General features: G+C 34.9%; 18 protein-coding genes and 1 tRNA gene. 12 read left to right on the plus strand and 7 right to left on the minus strand.

What is annotated here, in order from left to right; translation table 11 throughout:
• Positions 1–352: 352 nt before the first annotated feature.
• The 9 genes from mnmE to R2R35_RS12295 all read left to right on the plus strand — a co-directional run bounded on the left by mnmE (position 353) and on the right by R2R35_RS12295 (position 11,073).
• Positions 353–1,735 (plus strand): tRNA uridine-5-carboxymethylaminomethyl(34) synthesis GTPase MnmE, encoded by a 1,383-nt coding sequence (gene mnmE / locus R2R35_RS12255; protein ID WP_317730102.1) that lies wholly within the window; start codon positions 353–355, stop codon positions 1,733–1,735.
• Positions 1,736–1,826: 91 nt separating this feature from the next.
• Positions 1,827–3,722, plus strand: a complete 1,896-nt coding sequence (gene mnmG, locus R2R35_RS12260) for a tRNA uridine-5-carboxymethylaminomethyl(34) synthesis enzyme MnmG (protein ID WP_317730103.1) — start codon at positions 1,827–1,829, stop codon at positions 3,720–3,722.
• Positions 3,723–3,966: 244 nt separating this feature from the next.
• Complete coding sequence (gene rsmG, locus R2R35_RS12265; protein WP_317730104.1) at positions 3,967–4,680, plus strand: 16S rRNA (guanine(527)-N(7))-methyltransferase RsmG; 714 nt, start codon at positions 3,967–3,969, stop codon at positions 4,678–4,680.
• An 18-nt stretch (positions 4,681–4,698) separates the two neighbouring features.
• On the plus strand, positions 4,699–5,133 hold the full coding sequence (locus R2R35_RS12270; RefSeq protein ID WP_317730105.1) for a GNAT family N-acetyltransferase: 435 nt from the start codon (positions 4,699–4,701) through the stop codon (positions 5,131–5,133).
• Between the two features lie 189 nt (positions 5,134–5,322).
• Complete coding sequence (locus R2R35_RS12275) at positions 5,323–6,423, plus strand: sensor histidine kinase (protein WP_317730106.1); 1,101 nt, start codon at positions 5,323–5,325, stop codon at positions 6,421–6,423.
• A 1-nt stretch (position 6,424) separates the two neighbouring features.
• Positions 6,425–7,072: a response regulator transcription factor gene (locus R2R35_RS12280; protein ID WP_317730107.1), complete on the plus strand. Its 648-nt coding sequence runs from the start codon at positions 6,425–6,427 to the stop codon at positions 7,070–7,072.
• Positions 7,073–8,849: 1,777 nt separating this feature from the next.
• The gene (locus R2R35_RS12285) at positions 8,850–9,611 is read left to right on the plus strand and encodes a ParA family protein (RefSeq protein ID WP_317730109.1); all 762 of its coding nucleotides are present in this window, start codon (positions 8,850–8,852) and stop codon (positions 9,609–9,611) included.
• 33 nt (positions 9,612–9,644) lie between these two features.
• A complete protein-coding gene (locus tag R2R35_RS12290; protein ID WP_317730110.1) occupies positions 9,645–10,547 on the plus strand; it encodes a ParB/RepB/Spo0J family partition protein in 903 nt (300 codons plus the stop codon).
• A 13-nt stretch (positions 10,548–10,560) separates the two neighbouring features.
• Positions 10,561–11,073, plus strand: coding sequence for a DUF4446 family protein (locus R2R35_RS12295; RefSeq protein WP_317730111.1), 513 nt, complete (start codon positions 10,561–10,563; stop codon positions 11,071–11,073).
• Between the two features lie 237 nt (positions 11,074–11,310).
• Here the strand turns inward: R2R35_RS12295 and adhE are convergent, their stop codons facing one another.
• On the minus strand, positions 11,311–13,926 hold the full coding sequence (gene adhE / locus R2R35_RS12300; RefSeq protein WP_317730112.1) for a bifunctional acetaldehyde-CoA/alcohol dehydrogenase: 2,616 nt from the start codon (positions 13,924–13,926) through the stop codon (positions 11,311–11,313).
• 394 nt (positions 13,927–14,320) lie between these two features.
• Here adhE and R2R35_RS12305 point away from each other — a divergent pair, with 394 nt between their 5' ends.
• From R2R35_RS12305 to R2R35_RS12315, 3 genes are all read left to right on the plus strand, one after another.
• A complete protein-coding gene (locus R2R35_RS12305; RefSeq protein WP_317730113.1) occupies positions 14,321–15,400 on the plus strand; it encodes an HD-GYP domain-containing protein in 1,080 nt (359 codons plus the stop codon).
• Positions 15,401–16,354: 954 nt separating this feature from the next.
• The gene (locus R2R35_RS12310) at positions 16,355–17,245 is read left to right on the plus strand and encodes a DUF3881 family protein (protein WP_317730114.1); all 891 of its coding nucleotides are present in this window, start codon (positions 16,355–16,357) and stop codon (positions 17,243–17,245) included.
• 114 nt (positions 17,246–17,359) lie between these two features.
• Positions 17,360–17,433, plus strand: a tRNA-Arg gene (locus R2R35_RS12315).
• 252 nt (positions 17,434–17,685) lie between these two features.
• Here R2R35_RS12315 and R2R35_RS12320 read toward each other — a convergent pair.
• The 6 genes from R2R35_RS12320 to R2R35_RS12345 form a co-directional block, all read right to left on the minus strand.
• A complete protein-coding gene (locus R2R35_RS12320; protein WP_317730115.1) occupies positions 17,686–19,206 on the minus strand; it encodes a D-alanyl-D-alanine carboxypeptidase family protein in 1,521 nt (506 codons plus the stop codon).
• A 412-nt stretch (positions 19,207–19,618) separates the two neighbouring features.
• Entirely contained in the window at positions 19,619–20,317 is a 699-nt protein-coding gene (locus R2R35_RS12325; protein WP_317730116.1) for an L-ribulose-5-phosphate 4-epimerase, read from the minus strand.
• A 20-nt stretch (positions 20,318–20,337) separates the two neighbouring features.
• The gene (araA, locus tag R2R35_RS12330; protein WP_317730117.1) at positions 20,338–21,813 is read right to left on the minus strand and encodes an L-arabinose isomerase; all 1,476 of its coding nucleotides are present in this window, start codon (positions 21,811–21,813) and stop codon (positions 20,338–20,340) included.
• A gap of 449 nt (positions 21,814–22,262) precedes the next feature.
• Positions 22,263–23,927 carry a ribulokinase gene (gene araB, locus R2R35_RS12335; protein WP_317730118.1) on the minus strand — a complete coding sequence of 555 codons (1,665 nt, stop codon included), beginning with the start codon at positions 23,925–23,927 and terminating at the stop codon, positions 22,263–22,265.
• Between the two features lie 136 nt (positions 23,928–24,063).
• Complete coding sequence (locus tag R2R35_RS12340; protein ID WP_317730119.1) at positions 24,064–25,158, minus strand: GntR family transcriptional regulator; 1,095 nt, start codon at positions 25,156–25,158, stop codon at positions 24,064–24,066.
• Between the two features lie 337 nt (positions 25,159–25,495).
• Positions 25,496–26,110 carry a V-type ATP synthase subunit D gene (locus tag R2R35_RS12345; RefSeq protein ID WP_033166984.1) on the minus strand — a complete coding sequence of 205 codons (615 nt, stop codon included), beginning with the start codon at positions 26,108–26,110 and terminating at the stop codon, positions 25,496–25,498.
• Positions 26,111–26,126: the final 16 nt, after the last annotated feature.

Below are 26,126 nucleotides of genomic sequence, written 5' to 3' on the forward strand. Positions count from 1 at the left end.
TTATTAACTAATATTAATATCAGAATATAAATCATAAAGCAATAAGATCTTAAGTAGTGCGTGTAATTCTATAACAATCAAAATTGCTATTAAAGTTTAATTTGTTATTATAATTAAATTAGTATTTAAGAAAACTGTTATTATTTTGTAAATTATTATTTTAAAGGTAGAAAGTTATTAAATGAGTATTGTATTAATATGTAAATTGTTATTAAATGTAGAATGTTTAAAAAAAAGAATATGTTTTAAAATTAGAAGGAAAGGATGCCTGAGGAAGGCAGAATGAAAGTATACGTGAAGTAATCAAAGAAGGTACAGGATTACTCACAAAATAAGTAATTTGGATATAGATATGAATTCAAGTACAGATACAATTGCTGCAATAGCTACAGCAGTTAATAATAGTGGTATCAGTATAATAAGAATAAGTGGAATGGAAGCACTCGAGATTGGAGATAGGATATTTCAGTCAAAAAAACCCGATAAGAAATTATCTGAAGTACAAAGCCATACCGTCCATTATGGATATATAAAAGATGAAGACACTGTAATAGATGAAGTGCTGGCAATTGTTATGAAAGGTCCGAACAGTTATACCAGGGAGGATGTTATAGAAATTGATTGCCACGGAGGAATACTGGTAACAAGAAAAATTCTAGAAATTATCGTTAAAAAAGGTGCACGATTAGCAGAGCCGGGAGAGTTCACGAAAAGAGCTTTCTTAAATGGTCGAATAGATTTATCCCAGGCAGAAGCTGTTTCTGATATAATAAATGCGAAAAGTAACTATGCTCTAAAGAATTCTGTTAAGCAGCTAAAGGGCAATGTTTATAATAAAATTAAAGATGTACGGGAAGGGTTACTCCATGACTTAGCTTATCTTGAAGCGGGACTTGATGATCCTGAGCATATTGATATCAGTGAGTTTAAAGATGAATTATTGGTTAATATAAAGGGCTATAAAAAAGAAATTAAAAAGCTGTTGGATACTGCAGGAAATGGTAAATTAATCAAAGAAGGAATTAAGACTGTTATAATGGGAAAACCCAATGCAGGTAAATCATCTCTTCTAAATGCTTTGATGGGCAGTGAGAGAGCCATTGTAACAGATGTACCAGGGACTACAAGAGATACTCTTGAAGAAACACTTATGATAGGTGAGCTTTGCTTAAATGTGGTAGATACCGCAGGTATAAGAAATACCTCTGATCTCGTAGAGAGTATAGGGGTTAAAAGAGCAAAGACCATGGGTGAAGATAGTGATCTGATTTTATATGTAGTTGATGTATCCGTACCCTTAGATGAAAATGACGAAGAAATAATTGCCTTTATAAGAGATAAAAAAGCAATCGTATTGTTAAATAAGTCTGATCTTAATATGGTTATTTCTATCGAAGAAATTCATAAGAAGACACAAAAAGAGGTAGTATTGATTTCTGCTAAACAAAGCAGTGGTCTGGAGGAGTTAGAAAAACTTATCACGGATATGTACTTTAATGGTGTCCTGGAATACAATGATGAAGTTTATATAACAAATCTAAGACAGGAAGAAGCACTGAGAAAGAGCCTGGAGAGTCTGTGTATGGTAGAAAAGACAATACTGGATGATATGCCGGAAGATCTTTACGCAGTTGATATGATGACTGGTTATGAGGCCTTAGGAACGATAACAGGTGAGCAGGTAGATGAAGATCTTATCAATACAATTTTCCGAGAATTCTGTATGGGTAAGTAGTAGTCGGGAATATAGATCAGTGGTATAATACAGCTGAATGGTGTTTGCTTATAACATCAAGTGAAAGTGGATTTTTAGAAAAGAGGTTAGTATGTCATACACATATGAAAGTTATGATGTCGTAGTAGTCGGAGCAGGTCATGCAGGTTGTGAAGCAGCCTTGGCATGTGCCAGACTTGGGATAAATACTTTAATAGTAACTATTAACATGGATAGTATTGCGTTGATGCCTTGTAATCCAAATATCGGAGGTACCTCCAAAGGTCATCTGGTCAAAGAAATAGATGCTCTAGGCGGTGAAATGGGCAAGAATATTGATAAGACCTACATTCAGTCTAAAATGCTGAATGTTTCCAGAGGACCTGCTGTTCATTCTTTAAGAGCACAGGCGGACAAGCAGGATTACAGCAGAGAGATGAGATTAGTTCTTGAAAATACCGAAAATCTTACTTTGAAGCAGGCTGAGGTGACTGAAATACTGACAGAAGACAACAAAGTTGTGGGGATAAAAACCTATTCTGGTGGAATTTATCCCTGTAAAGCTATTATTTTGTGTACAGGAACATACCTCAACGCAAGATGTATCTATGGTGATGTAAGCAATCACACTGGACCAAATGGTTTGAAATCAGCAAATTATTTAACAGATTCGCTGACCAAAGCCGGTATAGAGATGTATCGCTTTAAAACAGGTACACCGGCCAGAATTGATAAAAGATCGATTGATTTTAGTAAAATGGAAGAGCAGTTTGGTGATGAGGAAGTTGTTCCTTTCTCTTTTACCAATAGCGGTGTGGATATCAAAAAAGAACAGATATCCTGCTGGCTGACCTATACAAATGAAGAAACCCATAAGATTATAAAGGATAATATTCATCGTTCACCTTTGTATAGCGGTGATATTAAAGGAACCGGTCCCAGATACTGTCCCTCCATCGAAGATAAAGTGGTTAAGTTCGAGGACAAAGACAGACATCAGGTGTTTATTGAGCCGGAAGGTAATTATACCAATGAAATGTACGTTGGAGGTATGTCTAGTTCTTTGCCGGAGGACGTACAGTATAGAATGTATAGAAGTGTTGCTGGACTTGAAAATGCTAAGATTGTAAGAAATGCCTACGCGATTGAATATGATTGCATTAATCCGAATCAATTAAAGGCTTCATTGGAATTTCTAAAGGTAGATGGTTTATTCAGCGGCGGACAGTTTAACGGAAGTTCCGGCTATGAGGAAGCAGCGGCACAAGGGCTTATAGCAGGAATTAATGCAGCAATGAAGCTGCTTAACAAAGAACCTCTTATATTGGACAGGTCACAGGCATATATCGGAGTCTTAATTGATGACTTGGTAACGAAAGAAACCCATGAGCCTTATCGTATGATGACTTCAAGAGCAGAATACAGACTTTTACTCAGGCAGGATAATGCGGATCTCAGGCTGACTAAATTAGGATACAAAGTAGGACTGATTAGTGAAGAGAGATACCAGGAATTATTGCAAAAGGAAGAAAATATAAAGAATGAGACAAGAAGAGTAAATGAAGCCTTAATAGGCGCAAACGCTATCGTCCAGGAATTTCTTGTTAAAAATAATAGTCAAAGCCTAAAAACCGGTACTACTATAGGTGAGCTTATACGCAGGCCGGAGTTAACATATGATATGCTGGAGGAAATAGATACCGGAAGAAAAGCACTTCCTAAAGATGTAAGAGAACAGGTTAATATTAATATCAAGTATGAAGGATATATCGAGAGACAATTAAGACAGGTTGAACAGTTCAAAAAGCTCGAAAATAAAAATATTCCTGATAGTATTGATTATGAACAGGTTAAGAGTCTACGCATTGAAGCAAGGCAGAAGCTGATGAAGATAAGGCCTTCTTCTGTAGGACAGGCCTCCAGAATATCAGGCGTTTCACCGGCAGATATATCTGTTTTACTGGTATATCTGGAGCAGTTTCGCAGAAAAGAAGATCGTATAGATTAAAGACTATACTATATATACAAATAGCAAACATTAATATACGCTTACTCCGTAAGAAGAAGATTATGTTTTGATATAGTGTAATATAGGGCAGTTGCATTTTATTAAATTGCTGGAAGAAGCCTGTAGGTTTTCTTTTACAAAGGATTTAAGGATAGCTGCACTGCTTTTTCCAGCCTTTATAGCTTTTGAAGAAGTCTTCTTATTCAAACGAAAGTAACATTTAATGATAGAAAGCAGGATTTTAATGAATCAAATAGAAAAATTGATGAATGCGGCAAAGAAAGAAAATATAGTAATAACGGAAGAACAGGCAAAACAATTGGTAAAGTATTATGAAATGATTGTTGAGACGAATAAGGTAATGAACCTGACAGCTATTACTGAGTTTGATGAGGTTTTAACAAAACATTTTATGGATAGTCTTTCCATTGTACGGGTATATGATTTTAATAAATCTCTTACATTAATTGATGTAGGAACAGGTGCAGGCTTTCCGGGTATACCCTTAAAAATAATTTATCCCAAAATTAAAGTAACATTAATGGATTCTTTAAATAAAAGAATTAACTTTTTAAAAGAAGTAATCACTGAATTAGAGCTGGAGGACATAGACGCTATACATGCAAGAGCTGAAGATTTAGGTAGGGACAGTAATTACAGAGAAAAGTACGATGTATGTGTTTCAAGAGCTGTAGCAAACTTATCTACTTTAAGTGAGTATTGTATGCCCCTTGTGAAAGTGAAAGGTTTCTTTCTATCTTATAAAGGTTCAAATGTGCAAGAAGAGGTTAAGAATGCAAAAAAAGCAGTAAAACTTCTTGGTGGCAGAATAAATGGATGTGAAGAATTCAGTTTGGAGGGAGATATCGGACGATCTTTTGTAATTATTGAAAAGATTGAAAAGATATCAGATAAATACCCAAGATCCTCGGGTAAACCATCGAAAGAACCACTTTGATTCAGGAGGAAATTGATTATGATACAGGGGAAGGTAGTTGCTGCAGATAAATATGAAGATTTAATAACTGTTTGGAATTCTGTATTTCAGGATTTTGATATAACCTATCAATTCAAAGATGAAAATATTTATATAGTTCTTTATGAGGGAGTGAGAGAAGATAAACCGATTGGTGCTGCGGAATTAAAAATGATAGATGGAGAGTGTTTTATCGATCGATTGGCGGTTCTTTCAGAGAAGAGAAATAATAGAAATGGTGAGTTTCTTTTACGATTTGCATTAGATAAAGGTTTCAGTAAAGGTTATGAAAAAATATACACAAGTATACAAAAGGAACAAAAAGGTATATTCTCTCAAGTGGGATTCAATCCGACAAAAATAGACAAAATAAATTCAAATACGATAAAATGTGAAATATCACCAGATAAATTCTATAAACATTGTCGAAATTAAAATTATTCACAAAATATGATAAAAATGTGTCAAATTTGAAAAAAAACGCTTTCCTTAATGCAAATTATGGTATAATATAGTATATTATAAAGAATAACAAATTATTACTGGCTTAAATTTATATGAATGAATAAAAACACAAATGAACCTGATATTTTTAAATATTAGTATAATAGGAGAGTAATAAGAATGATTTATCAGGAAGATAATATGGGGTTTATGGAACAATTACGGGATGCTCTATGCTATATTGACGAAAATGAAAAAAGTGTTCAGCAGGAAATTGAACGAATTAATGGAAGATTAAAAAATCTTGAAGATAAAAAAAAGAAAATTCAGAAAAAAATATCTGCCATTACTTTAGACAATATTTCTGAAGATGTTTATTTAATAAATTTAAGCTTGGAAGATAAAAAATTATCAAAGTTAAAAGCTGATAAAGTTAAAATTGAAGAAGATATAAAAAAGGAAGAAGAAAAGTTCTTTGAATGTATCAGAAATAAAAACAATCTGGATAATATAAAAAGCTGTTTTCATACCTTAAAAGGTAATCTCTATGAAGATATGAATGATTTCTGTAAAAGTTATTCTGAGAAAATGGAGAAAAATGAAAGTATCAGTTATGAATTTGGATTAAATATAATCGAGACCCAAGAGACTGAAAGAAAACGAATTGCAAGAGATTTACATGATTCAACAGTACAAAATCTAACAACGATGATGCATAAAACAGAATTATGTACCAGACTGATTGATATAGATCCTATACGTGCTAAATTAGAGCTACAAACAATGGTAGGAACAATAAAAACTACGATAAATGACATGCGTAATATTATTTATGGACTTAGACCAATGGCTCTTGATGATTTAGGACTTGTACCAGCTATTGAAAAGTATATAAGAGATATTACTCAAAATTATAATATAAAAGTAACTTTGAAATTACATAATAATGAACGAACGTTGTTACCTGCCATTAATCTTACTTTATTTCGCATAATACAAGAATCTGTTAATAATGCTATTAAACACGGAAGAGCTAAAAAGATTCAAATTGACATAAATTATTTAGAAAAAGCAGTAAAAGTGCAAATCAAAGATGACGGAATCGGAATAAAAAAAGAAAAGCTGTCAGATCCAGGGGAGAACATCTTTTCAGGTTTTGGTTTATCAATGATGAGAGAAAGAGTGTCTATATTATCAGGTGATTTCAATATAGAAACAGATGAAAACGAAGGAACGAAAATAATTGTTAAGATTCCTTTGAAAAGTATTAGGAGGGTATAAGATGAGCACTATTAGGGTAGTTATTGCAGATGATCATCGTATGATAAGAGAGGGTTTAAAACAGCTTTTAGAACTTGAGGGTGATATATCTATTGTTGGTGAAGCAGGGGATGGAATTGAATGTATTGAAGAAATAGGAATTAAGAAACCGGATGTTCTGTTACTGGATATTAATATGCCCCGGATGGATGGTTTAAAGGTACTACAAAAGCTAAAAGAAATGAAGTCAAATATAAAAGTATTAATCCTTACAATACATAATGAAATTGAATATTTATTAAAAGCTGTTGATATTGGTGTAAATGGCTATGTATTAAAGGATTCTGAAAGCGATTTACTTAGAAAAGCCATATTTGCTATATATAATGGAGAAATTTTTATTCAACCTAATATGGTACCTCTTCTTAATGATAAGCTGGAGAACAGAGAAGAAGAAACTACTACTGAAAGTCTTTTAACAAAGAGAGAAATGGAAGTACTCAAACTGATAACAGAGGGTTTGTTTAATAAAGAAATAGCATATAACTTGTCTATCAGTGAGAAAACAGTTAAAAACCATGTTTCAAATATATTTAGAAAAATAAGTGTGTCAGATCGAACACAGGCTGCAGTTTATGCTATTAGAAATAATATAGTAGAAGTTTTTTAAATTAGTTGTTTGGATAGTCTTAAGGAAATATTTTAAGTTGACTATAGAATGAAAATAGTATCTGTAAAAAGACAAGGTTTTGAAGCCTTGTTTTTTTTATGTGATAATCTAGAAGTAAAGCAAGAAAATTTTAAAATTTAATTATTAGGATGTTTCACGTGAAACATATAACTACAAAATTAATAAGATTTATTTTTTATTAATGCTGCCTATTATTTCTGAATTTGGTTATTATCGTAGAAAGGTGAATTAACTTAAGATATGCTTATGCCTTTTCTCGAATAATCTGCAAAGTAAAATTTTAAATGGTACTACCTTAAATTATTTCTTTTATTTAAAGAATTAATAATTTAAAACCATACTGGTAGTATTAAAAATAAATGAAGTTATTTGTTTAATTGATTTCTTCATAAAATGGAATTATTAGATATAATATTATCTTAATGATTTTCTTTTCAGCTTTAAAATGTATAATTTATCTTAAAAGAGTAATTTTAAAATGGATAGATTGTATATTGTATGCGTAAATAGTTGTGCAGAAGGATACCATTCGTAATTAATATATCTAAACTACATTTTTAATGCTTGGAAAATCATTTTGAACTATCGAGAATGTAATATTAAATAGCAAATATCCTTTGCTTTGTAACCATTATGTTTTCTTTGTGAGTGTTGTACTTTTTGCTTTGATGGTTGATGATGGAAGCTAGATTAGGTTCATTCGTCCGGAGCTGCAGGGGTATAGGTAATATCCGTACACCAGTAATTTCTAATTTCAGTTGTACTAAAATCACAGTTTTAGTTTATAGATTCAATTGTATTTTTCGGAGGAATAGCAGCTTTTCTTGAAGTTATGCCAGATTATCTTTCTATTATGAACCGTTGCCCATATCATGCATATATGTGTACTCTTTTTAACATTGATAACTTTACCCTACACTGTCTAATCAGTATCACATGAATTTATGTGTAAAATATCTGACTCGCTTTAAGATAAAAGTTTATTTAATTTATTTATAATTTATAGACTATTAGTGGCGATATAAAATATAAAGACGGGAGTCTTTATATAGATAATACAGAGATGTCTAATGCTTTACTTATAACTTTAACGGCATAGTATAATATGTATTTCTTATGAAGGCAACGATTTTCTCTATTATTTACTAGTATATAGGTAGTAACTTTATTGAAAATTCATCTTCAATAAAAAGTTCGCAGTAGGTTTTTCTAGTTTTTACAATCCATAGACATGAGTTCTTCTTTTTTGATACTTTACCTTGAGGTTTTTTAGTATGATTGTAAATTGAATATTTGTATCACGATATTTATAGCTCAAGAAGTAAATAATATCTGAATAATATAAGCAATAACCTTTTATTAAATTACTCCAAATAACGGATAAACAATTGGTATTTGTTTAAAAACACTACTTTAGTTAACATTCTAAAAATATAAACATTTTATATCTATATTTATATAGTAAGATAGAACCAAGTTTTGCTATTATAATAAAATAAATCAAATTATAATTAAGGTGTGGTTTAATAATGTTTCACGTGAAACATTATTAATTATCGTTCTAATTATCAAATACAGCAAAATTATACTGAATTTATATAGATAAATAAAAACAATAATGTTATAATAAATGGTAGTCCAAATGACTTCAAAATAATATACAATAAGATAAATTTTATATTATTTATTGTTGATATAAGGTATGTACATAAGGGCATGTAATTAAAAATTAATTACATGAATGAAGGAGGAAAAGATGGGACGAATAATAGCAGTTGCTAATCAAAAGGGAGGAGTAGGAAAAACTACTACCACCATAAACCTCTCTGCTTGCCTTGCTGAGAAAGGAAAAAATGTTCTTACCATTGATATAGATCCTCAGGGAAATACATCAAGCGGACTCGGAGTAAAGAAGAATGAGTTGAGCTTTACGGTTTATGATTTGATTATAGGTAATTGTAGTATTGAAGAATGCCTGGTAGAAAATGTATATGAAAATTTATCATTACTTCCCTCCAATGTTAATCTGGCAGGTGCCGAAATCGAATTAATCGGGGTTGAAGAACGAGAATTTATTTTGAAAAAAGAAATTGAGAAAGTAAGAGATAAATATGATTTTATCATTATTGATTGCCCACCCTCACTAAACACACTTACAGTAAATGCTATGACAACAGCTGATACAGTTTTGGTACCTATACAATGTGAATACTATGCATTGGAGGGATTATCACAGTTAATACATACGATTAATCTGGTAAGACAAAGATTAAATCCTCAGTTAGAAATTGAAGGTGTTGTATTTACCATGTATGATGCGAGGACAAACTTGTCTCTGCAAGTAGTTGAGAATGTTAAGCAGAATCTTGAGCAAAATATATATAAAACTATAATACCAAGAAATGTTCGTCTTGCAGAGGCTCCAAGTCACGGCTTACCAATTAATATATATGATCCAAAATCTGCTGGGGCTGAGGGTTATAGAGATTTAGCTGACGAGGTAATAGAAAAAAAGTAATAGTTAAGTAGTATAGTAGAAAAGGAGATTTATATGGCTGTTTCTAAGAAGGGGTTAGGTAAAGGACTTGACTCTATGATTCCAGATAAAAGTAATACAAAAAAGAATACAGTTAACGACGGTAATGGAAAAATAGATGTTTCACGTGAAACATTAATACCTATAAATGAGGTTGAGCCTAATAGAAAGCAACCAAGAAAATATTTTGATGAAGACTCACTACATGAGCTATCGGATTCAATCAAACAATTTGGTGTTATTCAGCCTCTGATAGTGCAAAAAAAGGATAAATATTATGAAATTATTGCGGGTGAAAGAAGATGGAGAGCTGCTAAGCAAGCCGGGTTAAAAGAAATACCAGTAATAGTAAAAAATTATACACCGCAAGAAGTAATGGAAATTGCTATTATAGAAAACATACAAAGAGAAGACTTGAATCCGATTGAAGAGGCAATAGCTTATCAAAATCTTATTAAAGAGTTTAATTTGAAACAGGATGAAGTGGCAGAAAGAGTATCAAAAAGTAGAACTGCAGTTACTAATACAATGAGACTTTTAAAACTCAGTGAAAAAGTTCAACAGATGTTAATAGATGATATGATATCAGGTGGACATGCCAGAGCCTTATTAGCTATTGAAGAAGAAGAGATACAATACCAGACAGCTATGAAAGTGTTTGATGATAAGTTAAGTGTTCGAGATACTGAAAAGTTAGTTAAAAAAATAGTAGCTCAGCTAAATGAGGTAAAAGAGGAAGTTGCTCCTGTAAAAGAAGATAGCTTTCTATATCGTGATATAGAAGAAAAAATCAAAAAAATTATGGGTACAAAAGTATCTATTAAGAAGAAAAACAATAATAACGGAAAAATAGAAATAGAATATTATTCTGTAGAGGAATTAGAGAGAATTATTGATCTATTTGAAACGATAAACTAAAGGAGACCTTCTCATGCTGTTAAGTGATTACATAAGTGAATATATTGATTTTATTGTAATAGGCTTTGCTGCCATTATAATAATTATGTTAGTTTGTCTTATAGTACTGTTTGTGAAATCCAGTAAATTGAAAAAACATTATAAGAAATTTATGGATGGTGCAGACGGTAAAAGTCTTGAAGTGCAGTTTGAAGATAAGTTCAGTCAGTTGAAAGCGTTAAAAGACCAAAGTAATATTCATACGGAGCAAATAAAAAAGATATTTGAAAATTTAGCAGTAGCTTATCAAAAAATTGGTATAGTTAAGTATGATGCTTTTCAGGAAATGGGAGGAAAATTAAGTTTCACACTAGCTATCTTGAATGATGATAATGATGGTTTTGTCCTTAATTCAATGCATTCTACCAGAGAAGGTTGTTATACTTATGTAAAAGAAATAATAAAGGGAGAATCTTTTGTAGTATTGTCATCTGAAGAAAAACTAGCATTAGAAGAAGCTAAGAAAACAAGAAATTATATGGAATAAAATATATCAATTATAAAATATATTAAGTATTAATATATCAAGAAAAAGATATATCAAGAAAAAGATATATCAAGAAAAATATAAATCAAGAAAAAGATATATTAAGAAAAAGATATATTAAGAAAAAAATATATTAAGAAAAAAATGCATCAAGAATATATAAAAAGGCCGTCTGCATTCGCAGACGGCCTTTTCAGGCAGGTTGTTTTTGTAATGTAGATTCATATCAATTAAATATTATTTCTTAGCAGGTACGTTATCTTTTCCATAGTAAGCTGTTAAATATAAATCCTTTAATTCAGATACTAATGGAAGTCTGGGATTTGCTGTTGTACACTGATCACCAAATGCTAAGTCTGCAAGTGGATTAACTTTTGTTAAGAAATCCTTCTCATCAAGACCATACTCTTTTAAAGTTGCAGGAATTTCAAGGAAAGCATTTAACTTCTCAATTTCTGTTGCTAGTATTTCAACAGCATCATCATTATTCTTAGGAGCAAAACCTAATTTCTTCATTAAGTTAAAAATCTTATCCCCTACAATATAGTTCTCATATTTAGGCCATGATGTAAATTTGGTAGGGCAGGAGGTACCATTGTAACGAACTACATGAGGGAGTAAGATGGCATTTGCACATCCATGAGGTACATGATATTCACCACCGAGTTTATGAGCTAAGGAGTGATTGATACCAAGGAATGCATTTGTAAATGCCATACCAGCAATAGTTGAAGCATTGTGCATTTTTTCTCTAGCCACTGGATCTTTCTCTCCAAATTCGAAAGACCTTTTCAGGTATGTGAATACCATCTCAATAGCGTGTACTGCTAATGCATCTGTATAGTCAGAAGCAAGAATGGAGATATATGCTTCAATTGCGTGTGTTAAAACATCCATACCGGTCCATGCTGTTGATTTCTTAGGTACTGACATAACGAAATCTGGATCAATGATTGCAACATCAGGAGTTAATTCATAATCAGCAAGAGGATATTTCTTGTTCTCAGTTTTGTCAGAAATTACTGCAAAAGAGGTAACTTCTGATCCGGTACCGGAGGTGGTAGGAATAGCAACCAATTTAGCTTTCTTTCCTAACTGAGGGAATTTATAGGTACGTTTTCTTATATCCAAGAACTTAAGGGACATGTTCTTAAAATCTGCATCCGGATTCTCATAGAATAACCACATTCCTTTTGCAGCATCAATAGCAGAACCACCGCCTAATGCGATAATGACATCAGGTCTGAATTTATTCATGGAGTCTACACCCTTCATGATTGTCTCGAGAGAAGGATCGGGTTCTACCTGATCAAAGATCTCGCAGTGAACATATTCTTCTCTTTTTCTTAACTGATAAAGAACCTTGTTTACATATCCAAGCTGTGTCATAGCAGGGTCAGTAACAATAAATGCTTTTGTTATATCAGGCATTTTGGAAAGATAAGCTGTTGAACCTGATTCAAAGTAAATCTTGTTAGGAATCTTAAACCATTGCATATTGTTTCTCCTCTTAGCCACACGTTTGATATTTACCAGGTCAACTGCTGAGACATTGTGGGTGGTTGAGTTTCCGCCGTAAGATCCACATCCAAGTGTTAAGGAAGGCATATTTGTATTGTATAAGTCACCAATTGCACCATGAGTAGAAGGAGAGTTAACGATGATACGTCCGGTCTTCATACGATTTGAAAACTCTGTAATAACAGTTTGATTGGTTGAATGAAGTACGGAGGAGTGGCCCATACCGCCATTTGCTAACATCTTCTCGCAAAGACTCATACCATCTTCCACATCTTTTGCTTTAACAACTGCTAAAACAGGTGATAACTTTTCAATAGAAAGTGGATATTCTTTGCCTACACCATCAATCTCTGTGCATAAAATCTTTGTTTCCTTAGGAATTGTAAATCCGGCAAGAGCTGCGATTGCTGCAGGTGACTGTCCAACTATGGCAGGATTTACGGATAATTTTTCTATATTAATTACAACAGGCTCTAATTTTTTGATTTCTTCTTTGGTTGCAAAATAGCAGCCTGCTTTTTTCATAAGTTCAATAACTTCTTTATATACAGGGGCTTCAATAATAGCAGCCTGCTCAGAAGCACAAATCATACCATTATCAAAGGATTTGGAAAGAACAAGGTCATTTACTGCACGTTTTAAAACAGCAGTTTTCTCAATAAAGCAAGGTACGTTACCAGGACCAACTCCTAAGGCAGGTTTTCCGGAGGAATATGCGGCTTTAACCATTCCAGGACCACCGGTTGCAAGAATGCATGCTACACCAGGATGGTTCATTAATACTGATGTTGCTTCCACGGAAGGATACTCAATCCATTGGATACAATCTTTAGGAGCACCAGCACTGATTGCTGCATCATATAAGGTTTGTGCGGCTGCTTTGGAACACTGTTGTGCACTTGGATGGAAACCGAAAATTATAGGATTTCTTGTTTTAATACAGGAAATTATCTTGAACATTGTTGTTGAAGTGGGATTGGTTACAGGAGTTACACCAGCTACTATACCAATTGGTTCTGCAACGGTCATGTAATCTTCCTCTTCATTGTCTTCTATAATACCAACTGTTTTCTGATACTTAATGGAGTGCCAGATATACTCTGTAGCAAAGATATTCTTTGTTATCTTATCTTCATAAATACCACGTTGTGTTTCCTCAACTGCCATTTTAGCAAGGTACTGCTGTTTAGCAAGTCCGGCCAGTGCCATTTCATGAACGATAGTATCAATTTGTTCCTGATCGTAATTCATAAACTCTTTCAGAGCTACCTGTGCATTCTTAACTAGTTGATCTACATGTTCCTGGGGGGTAGGTTGTTTTTTCTCACTCATGGGAGTCCTCCTTATATATGTTAAATTCTTAACAATTAACTGCGCTGCTTATTACACATTTAATATATCAAATTGTTATTAATTTGTCAAACTAATATTTTGTATATCGTGCATAAAATAGCACCTAAGTTTTTGTGCAAAAAGTGCATATACCGTACAGAATGCACAAGTGGAAAATTTGTGAAATTGCTGATTTAACAAATTGTATAAAAAAAATGTCATTTTATAAATTTATTGTTAAGTAATTAACAATGCACTGGAACTATTTTTCTGTACCTATATTGACATTGCCGTTTTTATCCGATATTGTATTAAGAAGAAACTAATATTATTTTCGTTGATAGTATACAAATGATAAGGATCATTACCCTTTGTATATACATGAGGTATCTATATGAGAAAGGTGTTACTTGATACAATCAAGGGACATGAATTACTAGCCAGGGATATCATAACAGACAGCGGTATTGTGATTATGTCAGCAGGAGCCCCTGTTAAGATAGAATATGCCAAGAAACTGAAAGAATTAGGATATAGTTATATATGTATAGAAGATGAATTATCCCAAGGCGTTAACGAAGAAGAGAATATTGAAGAAAAAATTAAATATGAATGCCAGGACATAGTGCGGGATGTTATAGAACGTTATACTTATCAAGGGTATGGTGAATTAGAAGAAATTAAAAATGTTGCAGAAAATATAATCTGTGATATAGTTAACTCACCTCACGTTTTATATAGTATATCAGGTATACGAAAAAAGAATGAAGGTACTTATGCCCATTCTTTAAATGTATGCGCCATGTCTGTTTTGATTGCATTACGAATGAAATTAAGTAAAGATAAAGTAAGGCAGATTGCTCTGGGCAGCTTACTCCACGATATGGGATACAATCTGGTAAAGATTGATTATCATAATTACAATTATCTAAAGAGCAGTAAGGAAGAGCAAAAAGAACTAATGAAGCATGTTGTGTATGGATATTCTTCCGTTATCAAAGAGAACTGGCTTCCAGTAGCTTCGAAAGATATTATCTTATGCCACCATGAAAGAATTGACGGTTCAGGATTTCCTTTTCATAAAAAGGGTGACAAGATTAAAATAGGAAGTAAGATTGTAGCTGTATGTGATGCTTTTGACAGCCTTGTATATGGTTTCCTGATACCGAAGCTGAAGGTGCACCATGCTTTGGACTATATCGTCAGTCAGGCCGGTATTAAGTTTGATTTTGAAGTTGTACATTGCTTTATAGAGCTTATAGCAGCATATCCAAATGGTACAGTTGTAGTTACTGATGAAGGTGAGACTGGAATTGTGTTAAGACAGAACACCAAATGCCCTACAAGACCGGTATTGCGTATGCTGACTGACAGCAATGGACGTAATTATGCTAATTGGATAGAAAAGGACCTTAAAACTGACCTGTCAACCATGATTGTTGATACTATGGATACAGATGACTATATAGGGTAAATACTATTATAAGGGACAATTTGTCATTTATACGCTTGTTATGTTCTGATAGGATATTTCTTTATGATAATTCGGGTTACAGATTAAAAAGTAAAAGCTTGTATCTGCAATTTCTGGAAAGAAAATATGATTTAGTAATATAAATAATACAAAAATATGAGAAATAAAAACAATAATGCTGCAAAGTAATATATGTAAGTATTGCAAGGTTATAAATGGTTTGCATACAAAGTAATAAGTTATGTAAAGCAATGAGGTATATAAAGTATAGTAATATAAATATACAAAGTAATAAAGGGATATAAAGTAGTAAAGGAAGTTAAAGGAATATAAGTATGTAAAGTAGTGAACGAATACAAAGTAATATAAATCAAACACAGTAATTTAACTTGTCATCAGATACAAAATATGATATAAGTAATAGATATTCATTGATTTTCATTTTATGGGTATGTTAAATAAGCTAATCTCCATATAATAAGGTAATTCAATGATTGTATGAAGCCGGCATTGTTGTGATATAAACACATATCAAACCTCTATTTTAGAAGTATTGAAAAGAGGTCTGTGGTCTGTGGATGTTAATGTGGTAATATGAAGTTAATTTCCACTATTGATTGGAGTGCGCTAAGGTGCGAATGATAGTAGTGTGAATTATTGAAATATAATTCATACCCTGATTTGTGGCAGTGCTATATCTGCAAGCAGATGAGGCATGTAATGGAAGCAAGGTGAGATAAGGAGTAATTATGTTCACCTGCTGACCTAAGACCTTGTGTAAGCTGGTTAGAACATTAAACTGCTGGAAATAAGGAAATAATTGGTGGGTTAGATTATGCAGCAGTATCGCAAGCCTGCTTGCGATGTGCATAGGGATTAGGTTGAAATTGTTTTCAACTTCTGATTTATGCGATATACAATCAGCTAACCAGTATATGCAGGAAAGAGGTTATTATGCATAGTTTTTTAAGAGCGATTGGTTTTACGAACATGAAAGATAGATTAGATCTGGAACGTCTGGTTAATCTGATTACAGAGCAGCCTACGGATAAGAGGATATATACTCAGCAGGATGGCAGGATTTTTGCGGAGATAACAAAATTATTCAGTAAGCAGATTGGCGTTACAGTAAGAGGAGAGTATGACAGCCAGGGTAAGTTTTACATGGAACATTATTTTCCTTATATTAAAGGAAGTTACATCAGTACAAAAGAAGAGGTATCTATTATAAAGAGAGTAGATACAGATGCTTATACAGGAATGAGCGATGATGTCAGGTTAGGTGTATCCCTGATTTTTTATTTGCAGAATGTAGTTGATTATCTGAATGAGTCCAAAGACAAGAAACAGTTTGACAGACCTTTTTCCATATATCTATCTGCTTTATCTGTATCAGGTAAGATACTTCTCCCTCTGGAGAGGGATGAGAAGCTGGCCAAGAGCAATACTGCAGAGGTTCAATATAGAAGGCAGTTGATTTCAGAAGCAAAGAAAGGTAACCAGGAGGCTATTGACAGTCTGACAATTGATGATATCGATATGTATGCCATGATTTCAAGACGTGCTAAGGTTGAAGACATCTATACAATCGTTGAGACCTCTTTTACGCCTTATGGTTCTGAATCTGACAATTATACTATATTAGGTACTATAATTGATCTGGATGTCCTAAAAAACGAAATTACAGAGGAAGAGATGTATAATCTGAGTATCTCTTGTAATGATGTCATTTTTCAGGTTACTATAAACAAAACTGATTTATATGGAGAGCCTTTGGTAGGCAGAAGGTTTAAGGGAAATATCTGGCTTCAGGGATATGTCGATTTTTTAAGCAGTAATGTATAACAATAGTCATACCAGTCAAAAATATTGCCGTTTGGGGTTGACTATTTGGTCTTAAAATAGTAGAATATTTTTGCTGTTGTTTTAAATAAGATAGCAGGGTTTACAATAAAGCACGTTCTCGTAGCTCAGCAGGATAGAGCGATCGCCTCCTAAGCGATAGGTCGCACGTTCAAATCGTGTCGGGAACGCTTAAAAGGCTGTTGTAGTAATCTACAACAGCCTTTTTTAAGTTCTTTTTATGGTTAAGGCGCGTAAAACATATCCGCACCTTATGATATATTCTTTATTATGAAGTTAGCTTTTATAACTAATATGACTAATTAGTCTTTCTACATTCATTATATTAATCAAGAAACAATTCTTGCAATTGCTGAATTTTCAAATTGATTTTCTTTCGTAATCATAGTATCCACCTGCCAATAAAGCTTTAGCTTCTAGCTTTACAGGTCAAGATAATCATTTTTTGAGTAATAACGTTTACCCTTTTTCTTTTTTGCGTTATAAGCATTCTTTCTCCTACGATAAGGTAATTCCACAAAGAAAAGATATAGGGTTACGGATACAAGAATCACGATAATTATTATGGCAATAATGATTATACGCAGTCTTCCATTGTCATCCTGTGTTTCCTGAGGCATTGAAACCCCTTTGGTTACTATTGTTTTTGGAGTTTCCGGAATGAAGTTGTTATTTAACACATAATCGGAAGCTGTTGTGGAGTATACGATATCTGCAGAACCTACATAAGTATTATCGTAGGTAAAACGCATTGTTCCGATATTGTTGTCACCTTCTTTCAGTTTGTTCAGGGGAGAATATGAAATTGTACTCTCAGCTTCATCAAATTTAACCCCTTTTGGTAAAATAACACTGCCAGTACTGCTTAATTTTAAAGGAGATGTTGTTCTGCTGAACAAGGGGGTATATTGGGTAAATAATTCTGTATTGCCGGTTTTATCAGGGGAAACTTCGTTTACAACATTGTGTTTTGTATAATTTTCAAAACCATAATTAAGCAATGCTTCCGTATCTCCATATTCATTGGGTATGGAATCACAATACATAATAACACTGATTAAAGTCATTCCGTCACGTTCTGCAAAAGTAACAAGGGTATATTTGGCCTTTGAGGTATAACCGGTCTTACCGCCAAGCGTTCCTTCAAATGAATAGGTTCCTTTTATCATACCGTGATGGTTGGCCAGATACCTGGATTCCTTTTGGATATTAGTTGGTGGAATGGTATAGGTCTTTGTACCAGTAATCTTACGGAATGCTTCATTATTAATAGCAGCTCTTGAAATAAGAGCCATATCGTAGGCACTTGTATAATGATTTTCGTCGGGCAGTCCATGGGGGTTGATAAAGTTAGAATCAACACAGCCAAGACTGGCAGCTTTTTTATTCATCATGTCAGAGAAAGCAGAGACACTGCCAGCAACATGTTCTGCTACGGCGTAGGATACTTCATTAGCGGATTCCAGCATTACCGCATAGAGACTTTGCTCCATGGTTAATTTTTCACCTACGTCGATACCAATTCGGCTGCTGTCCAGATCTACATCGTAAATGGCATTTTTAGAAAAGGTTACGATTTCACCGGGAGTTGAATTTTCCAAAGCCACTAAGGTAGTCAGAACTTTGGTAATACTGGCAGGGTAGTGCTTTTCATGTATGTTTTTGGCATATAGGATTGTTCCGGTGGAAGCTTCCATTACAATAGCTGCCTCGGAAGCAACATTTGGCATGTCACCTACGTTTAAGGCTTCATTTTCAGCTACTTTTTTTGTATTTGTGGATTTATCGTCATTTGTATTGTTTTCGCTGTTATTATCCAGTGATTCGTCAGTTGCTGCTGTGCTGGGGGTTATATCGGATGCAGCCAGAGCATGTACATTATAAACGGTTGTATTTAATATTAATGCGCACAAAGCACATATAAGAAAGAGTGATTTTCTCATGACAACTCCTTATTGGACAATATTTATAGTATGGGAATTTTTTCAGTATTTATTTAGGCATTACTTCAGTAAGCTATAAAATAAGTGATAATACTTTTAAATAGCTTACGTTTATTATATGGTTTTCATCTATTTTATCGTTCGTTATATGTTATCTGATCGAATTGTATCGAAACTATGTATTTATATAAAATTTTTTATTATATTTATATATTATAGATGATTTCACAGGTTGTAGCAAGCATTAAAGGGAGGTTAAGAAAAAATTAATGAAATAATGATTTACTTTCCAGCAGATAAAGAGAAAAAAATACCAATATGAATACTTTTAGTGAAAAACCCCCTTACCATTTTGCCTGATAGAAAGAAAGGAAATAGTAAGGGGGTTTTCAGCTATAATTAAAGGATATGATTATTTTTGACCATAATATGCATTTGCGCCGTGTTTTCTGAGATAGTGTTTATCTAAGAGCTCCTGTTGAATGGAGGGAAGTTTTCCTTCTGACAAAGAGAGATTATGCCAAGCCATAAAAGCAACCTCTTCCAGTACTACAGCATTGTGAACGGCATTTTTTGCGGAAGTTCCCCAGGTAAAGGGACCATGGCTGTATACTACAACTCCCGGTACAGCTAACGGGTCAATTCCTCTTTCCCTGAAGCACTCGATAATAACTGTTCCAGTTTCCTTTTCATAGGCAGCAGCTATTTCTTCCGGAGTCATCTTTCTGGTACAGGGAATCTCTCCATAAAAATAATCGGCATGGGTGGTGCCAAAAGCCGGAACACCTCTCCCTGATTGTGCGAAGATAGTTGCCCATCTGGAATGAGTATGCACGATTCCTCCAAGGCTGGGAAAAGCCTTGTAAAGCTCTATATGAGTGGCAGTGTCGGAGGAAGGATTTAATTTACCTTCGACAGTTTTACCGTCCAGATCGACTACTACCATATCCTCAGGGGTCATTACATCGTACTCGACACCGGAGGGTTTGATAACCATAAGACCGCTTTCTTTATCAAAGGCAGATACATTACCCCAGGTAAAGGTTACAAGATTATGTTTAGGGAGAAGCATATTTGCTTCATATACCTCTTTCTTCAATACTTCTAACATAGGCTTATTCTTCTTCCTTATTATTTTAATTTCCAGGCAATATCCTGTAAGAATAACTGTTGTTTTAAGTTTTCTACGGTTGTACTTTCGGAAATATGAACATATTCGATATCCATCATTTCAGCCCAGTCCTGCATCTGCTCAGCTGTAATGCTATAGGAGAATACAGTATGGTGCGCGCCACCGGCAAGTATCCAGCACTCGGCACCTGTTTTCAGATCCGGCATAGCTTTCCACATAACACGTGCTACTGGAAGGTTTGGCATATCATAAATAGGTTTAACAGCAACCACATCCTGGACGATGAGACGTAGACGTCCGCCCATATCAACTAAAGATACAACAATTGCTTTTCCTTCATGGCCTTCAAATACTAGTCTAGCTGGATCAGCTTTACCGCCGATTCCAAGGGGATGAACTTCAATCTTAGGTTTTCCGGCTGCAAGAGTAGGGCAAACCTCAAGCATATGAGCCCCTAAAGATAATTCATTACCTTTTGTGAGATCATAAGTATAATCCTCCATGAAAGCAGTTCCGCCGGGAAGACCTTCTGCCATACGCTTTAATATATGAGTAAGAGCTGAGACTTTCCAATCTCCTTCACCGCCGTAGCCGTAACCAGCTTCCATTACTCTCTGGCTTGCAAGTCCGGGAAGCTGCTCCATTCCGTGAAGATCTTCAAAGGTGTTGGTAAAGGCACCGTATCCGCCTTCTGTAATCATCTTCATAAGAGCAACTTCTACCTTTGCCTGGTAACGAACGGAGGCAATATTGTCCGTATTGAATTCATATTTCTCTTCATATTCTTTCATCACTGCATCAATCTGGGCTTCAGTAACGTTATTGATTTCAGCTACTAAATCACCAACAGCTGTTGTATTTACCTGCCAGCCAAGCTTTATCTGAGCTTCAACTTTATCGCCTTCTGTTACAGCTACCTGACGCATGTTATCGCCGAAACGAATAACTTTTAAGCCTTTACTTACAGCTACACCTACTGCTGATCTCATCCAGCTTCCGATACGCTCCTGAACATCTTCATCTTCCCAGTAGCCGGCGATGACTTTTCTTGCCATACGTAATCTGGTGCCAATAAAACCATGCTCTCTATCGCCGTGAGCAGACTGATTTAAGTTCATGAAATCCATATCAATTCCTTCGTTAGGGATTGTACGGTTAAACTGTGTATGAAGGTGCAGATAAGGTTTCTCCAGGCGAGTTAATCCATTGATCCACATTTTGGATGGAGAAAAGGTATGCATCCAGGTGATGATACCAAGGCAATTGTCTGCATAGTTAGCCTCTTTAACCAAGGCAGTAATTTCATCGGGTGTCTTAACGATGGGCTTGAATATAACAGAGCAGGGAATGGCGGATGATTGGTTCAAGGTATCAGCAATAACCTTTGAGTGCTCTGCTACCTGCTTCAGTGTATCAGGTCCGTATAAATGCTGGGAGCCTGTTATAAACCAGAATTCATATTGTTTTAGTGACATAATAAGTCCTCCTTATTAATTTTGCAAGATTGGATAGTATTAGTACATAAAATGTTAGTGTATCTGGATGAAATTATTACATGCAATACATTTGTGTGATTGGATGATCTATTGCATGTAATGTATTTCTGGTGAATGCAATAATGCACTCGTTAAAATAATAGTATGAAACAGCTTAACGGTCTAACCAATGTAATCGGATGTAAGTAGTATTCTTGGATGAACTTCTTAACAGCAGGTGTTACATTGTTAGTTTATACAGCATTCATCTGACTAAAATTAAATATCCTTGGACAGCCGCAGCTGAAATATTTTGTTACAGCTGCAGCCAGAAAATTAATCAAAGTGTTTAACAAAAGATTAAGTATACCGAAGTATAATACTGTTATTGATTTGTGATGGATTACGGATGTAAGTTAATATAATTTGTTATATATAATGCTGTATAATTAAGCCTGTTCCTTTTTCAACTGTTTAAGCCTTTTCATAACATCGTTGGCTCCACGGCCAAAATAATCATGAAGTAGGGTATATTCTGCATAAAGCTTATCGTAAATGGCTGCATTTTCGGAAATAGGAGTATAAATGGTATCCTTTAATTTACCCATAACACTGCCTGCTTTAAATACATCATCATATCCACCTTTTGCAGAACCCGCTGCTACAGTACCAAAAATAGCACTTCCAAGAGCAGGACCCTGGGTGGTACCACCGATCTTAACTGGCAGCTTGATTACGTCTGAATATATCTGCATAGCCATAGGATTCTTTAAGGAGATACCGCCGGAGGCATAGAACTCCTCTACAGGTACACCGTTATTCTGGAAGGTTTCAATAATCTTACGAGTGCCATAAGCCGTTGCCTCAATTAATGCACGGTACATTTCCTCAGGCTTTGTCTGTAAGGTCATACCAAGAATAAGTCCAGTTAAATCCACATCAACTAATACAGAGCGATTACCATTCCACCAGTCAAGAGCTAATAAACCGCTTTCTCCGGGTTTTAAGGCGCTGGCTTTTTTCGTTAGATATTGATGTATGTTCAAACCTTCTGCTTTAGCAGCCTCGTAGTATTCTGCACTTACACAGTTCTCTACAAACCAGGCGAAATGATCTCCGACACAGGACTGTCCGGCCTCATAACCGAAATAGCCGGGGCATACTCCGTCTTCAACAACGCCGCACATTCCGGGAACAGTGGACTCCTTCTCACCTAAGAGAATATGGCAGGTTGAGGTGCCCATAATTGCAAGCATTTTTCCGGGGCCATCTATCTTAACCGCAGGTACGGTAACGTGAGCATCCACATTTGCTACTGCAACTGCCGTTCCGGGTACTAAACCTGTAAAGGCAGCAGAGTGCTCTGTAATCTCACCAGCTTTGGCTCCCAAAGGAACTATCTCACAGTTCAATTTGTCCTCTACGACATTTTCAAGACGAGGGTCCAACTGTTTGAAGAAGGATTTATCAGGATAGCCTTCTTTCTTATGCCACATTGCTTTGTAACCTGCAGTACAGGAGTTTCTTGTCTGTACACCTGTTAACTGCCAGATTACCCAGTCAGCAGCTTCTATAAAAAAATCTGCTTCTTCATAGATTTCAGGTGCCTCTTCGAGGGTCTGCCATATCTTGGGGAACATCCACTCAGAGGATATCTTTCCGCCGTAACGGGCCAGCCAGCTCTGGTTGGTTTCTTCTGCAATCTGATTTAATTTGTTTGCTTTATCCTGAGCTGCATGGTGTTTCCAGAGCTTAATGTAGGCATGTGGATCATCTTGATATTTCTCAAGAAAGCACAAAGGTGTTCCATCCGCTTTTACCGGCAGCATTGTGCAGGCAGTAAAGTCAATACCTACACCGATAATATCCTCTGCAGCTATTCCAGCTTTTTTAATTACTGCGGGAATCGTTGTGCTAAGTACTTCCAGATAATCAGCGGGATGCTCCAAGGCCCAGTCGGGAGCGAGTTTCTTTCCACTTGGCAGACATTCATCCATAACTGCATGAGTATAGTCCTTAACGGCATCGGCTAGTTCCTCACCTGTTTCAACATTTACGAGCAAAGCTCTTCCGGACAGAGTACCAAAATCTACCCCAATTGAATATTTTGGCATTACGTGTTACCTCCTTAAAATCAGTTGTTTATTGTATCTGTAAGTACAAGTAAAATTATTAGATGTACATACAAGTAAAGATATCTTTATTCTATCTGAATTTGTGTGAAAAAGCAAGAACTAAGTGAGGTTTACATCAGCTATTTAGGTTCGTTACGGAACCCCTTATCTTAACGGAAGGATCTAATTTGACCTGCTCTGTGTATAAGGGATTATTCAGGCATTGCAGCAGGAGCTGGGCAGCTTTCTTACCCACTTTTTTGGAGGGATATACCACAGATGTAAGGTTGTATACCATTTCTTTTGCAAGGAAGGAATTATCAAAACTTACGAGGGATTTATCCTCCGGTATTCTGATATCATTTCGTTTGAACAGATTTATGAGAGCAACTGCGACCTGATCGTTGTAGCAGACAATTCCGGAGGTTTTCTCCAGACGCTCTAATATCATCTTGTCCATACCGCCGTTGATCAGATATTTAAAATCTTCTGTAGTATACCATAAATAGGCTTCATCTATTACAGGCTGTTTGTGTTTCTTTATTGAAAGCTGCATGCCTTCAAATCGTCTTAAGCCCTGGATATCATCCGATTTGAAAATTCCACCGATGCCTTTATGACCGTTGTCAATAAGATTATCTGTTATCATTTCACCGGCCTTTCGGTCATCCAATACAATATAAGAGCCGTTATAATTATGATAATAGCCATTGATAAAAACAGTGGGAATATTCTTTTCTTTCAATCTTGTATAGAATGCTTCATTGGCATTATAAAGAGCAGATTTTGTACCTTCTACAATAAGGCCGTCCACACCGCTGGCAATAAGCTTCTGGAGACAGTTTTCTTCATCGGCTTGCTTATTATGTGTAATTCCAAGAGCCATGGTATAACCCTCAGCAGTTAATACCTCCTCGATTCCGTGTATGATGCTTGGAAAAATATAATCATCCAGATAAGTGGTTATTACACCTATGCGCATGGTTTTATCCTGAGCCGGTTTTACAGGTGGAATGGAGACATAGGTTCCGCTTCCCTGTTCCCTGGCAAGAATACCTTCCGCAACCAGATCACCGATGGCCTGCCTTACGGTCTGTCTGCTGAAATGAAAAGTATTAGCCAGTTCATTTTCCGAAGGGATCTTATCACCTACCCGGAAGGTATTATTCGCTATATTTTCTCTTAGCCAGCTGCTTAAGATGGTATGTTTAGACTGTTCCTTCGTTTTCATATATGCCTCATTTCTGCAAGGTTTTTCAGTTCTTATTTCTGTCATTAAAATTATAATTTGAACTTATATGAATTAATTGAATGGAAAATATTTGGATAATTGATTTGATACTGGTACATTGGTTCTTATTCCATTCAATTAATAGCTTTTACTATATCACTAATTGTACTATAAAAAATGCAAGTTGTAAATACAACTTTACAACTTGTATAAATTAGTTATTTAAAATACTAAAGTACTGTTTTTCACTATTGACACAGAGCCAAAAAAACAGCCTTCCCTTTAAGTGCTTAACTTTAAAAGGAAGGCTGTATGTCTTGCTATATAGAAAGCAGAGTCAGGTACGTCTGCTTTTGATTACCTTAAGTCTTGTGAATTCTTCTCTCTCTTTTTCTTCAAGAGCATTCTGTATGTTATGAACTAACTCTACATAATGGGGAATTGTTATATTCTTTAAGGCATTGGCACGTTTCTGTGTCTTATTAATACTGGTTGCCAGACGATAGGCGGAGTTTTCTATGGTGGCAAGACGCAGAGTAAGCTCTTTCACCTTACGAAAACTGCTGGTGGCTTCATCCAGTGACAACCTGGTATTAAAGAAAGAGTAAGTGGGTTTTTCATCCTCCAGCTTAAAATCTACCAGTGGGATTTCTGTTCCCATAATACTTCTTTGTTTAATTTCAATGGAATTCTCTTCCGGAATGGTAAAGCTTAAGTCTTCTACATTCCGGATTCCCATTTCTATATTAGCTTTTTGCAAAGCCGCATATGCACTGGTAAAGGTTCCATCGATTTCTGTCTGGATATCCTTTGCCTTATCAATCAGTTCCATCAGTTCACGAATAAGGATGTTTCTTTTCTTATCCATCAACTCATAGCCCTGTTTTGCTAAGGTAAGGGAGTTCTTTGCCAATATTAGGTTTCCCTTGGTGGGAAAGGTATTCGGATTCATATATAACACCCATGCC

Source organism: Anaerocolumna sp. AGMB13020 (genome assembly GCF_033100115.1).
In the GTDB taxonomy this organism is placed as follows: Bacteria; Bacillota; Clostridia; order Lachnospirales; family Lachnospiraceae; genus Anaerocolumna.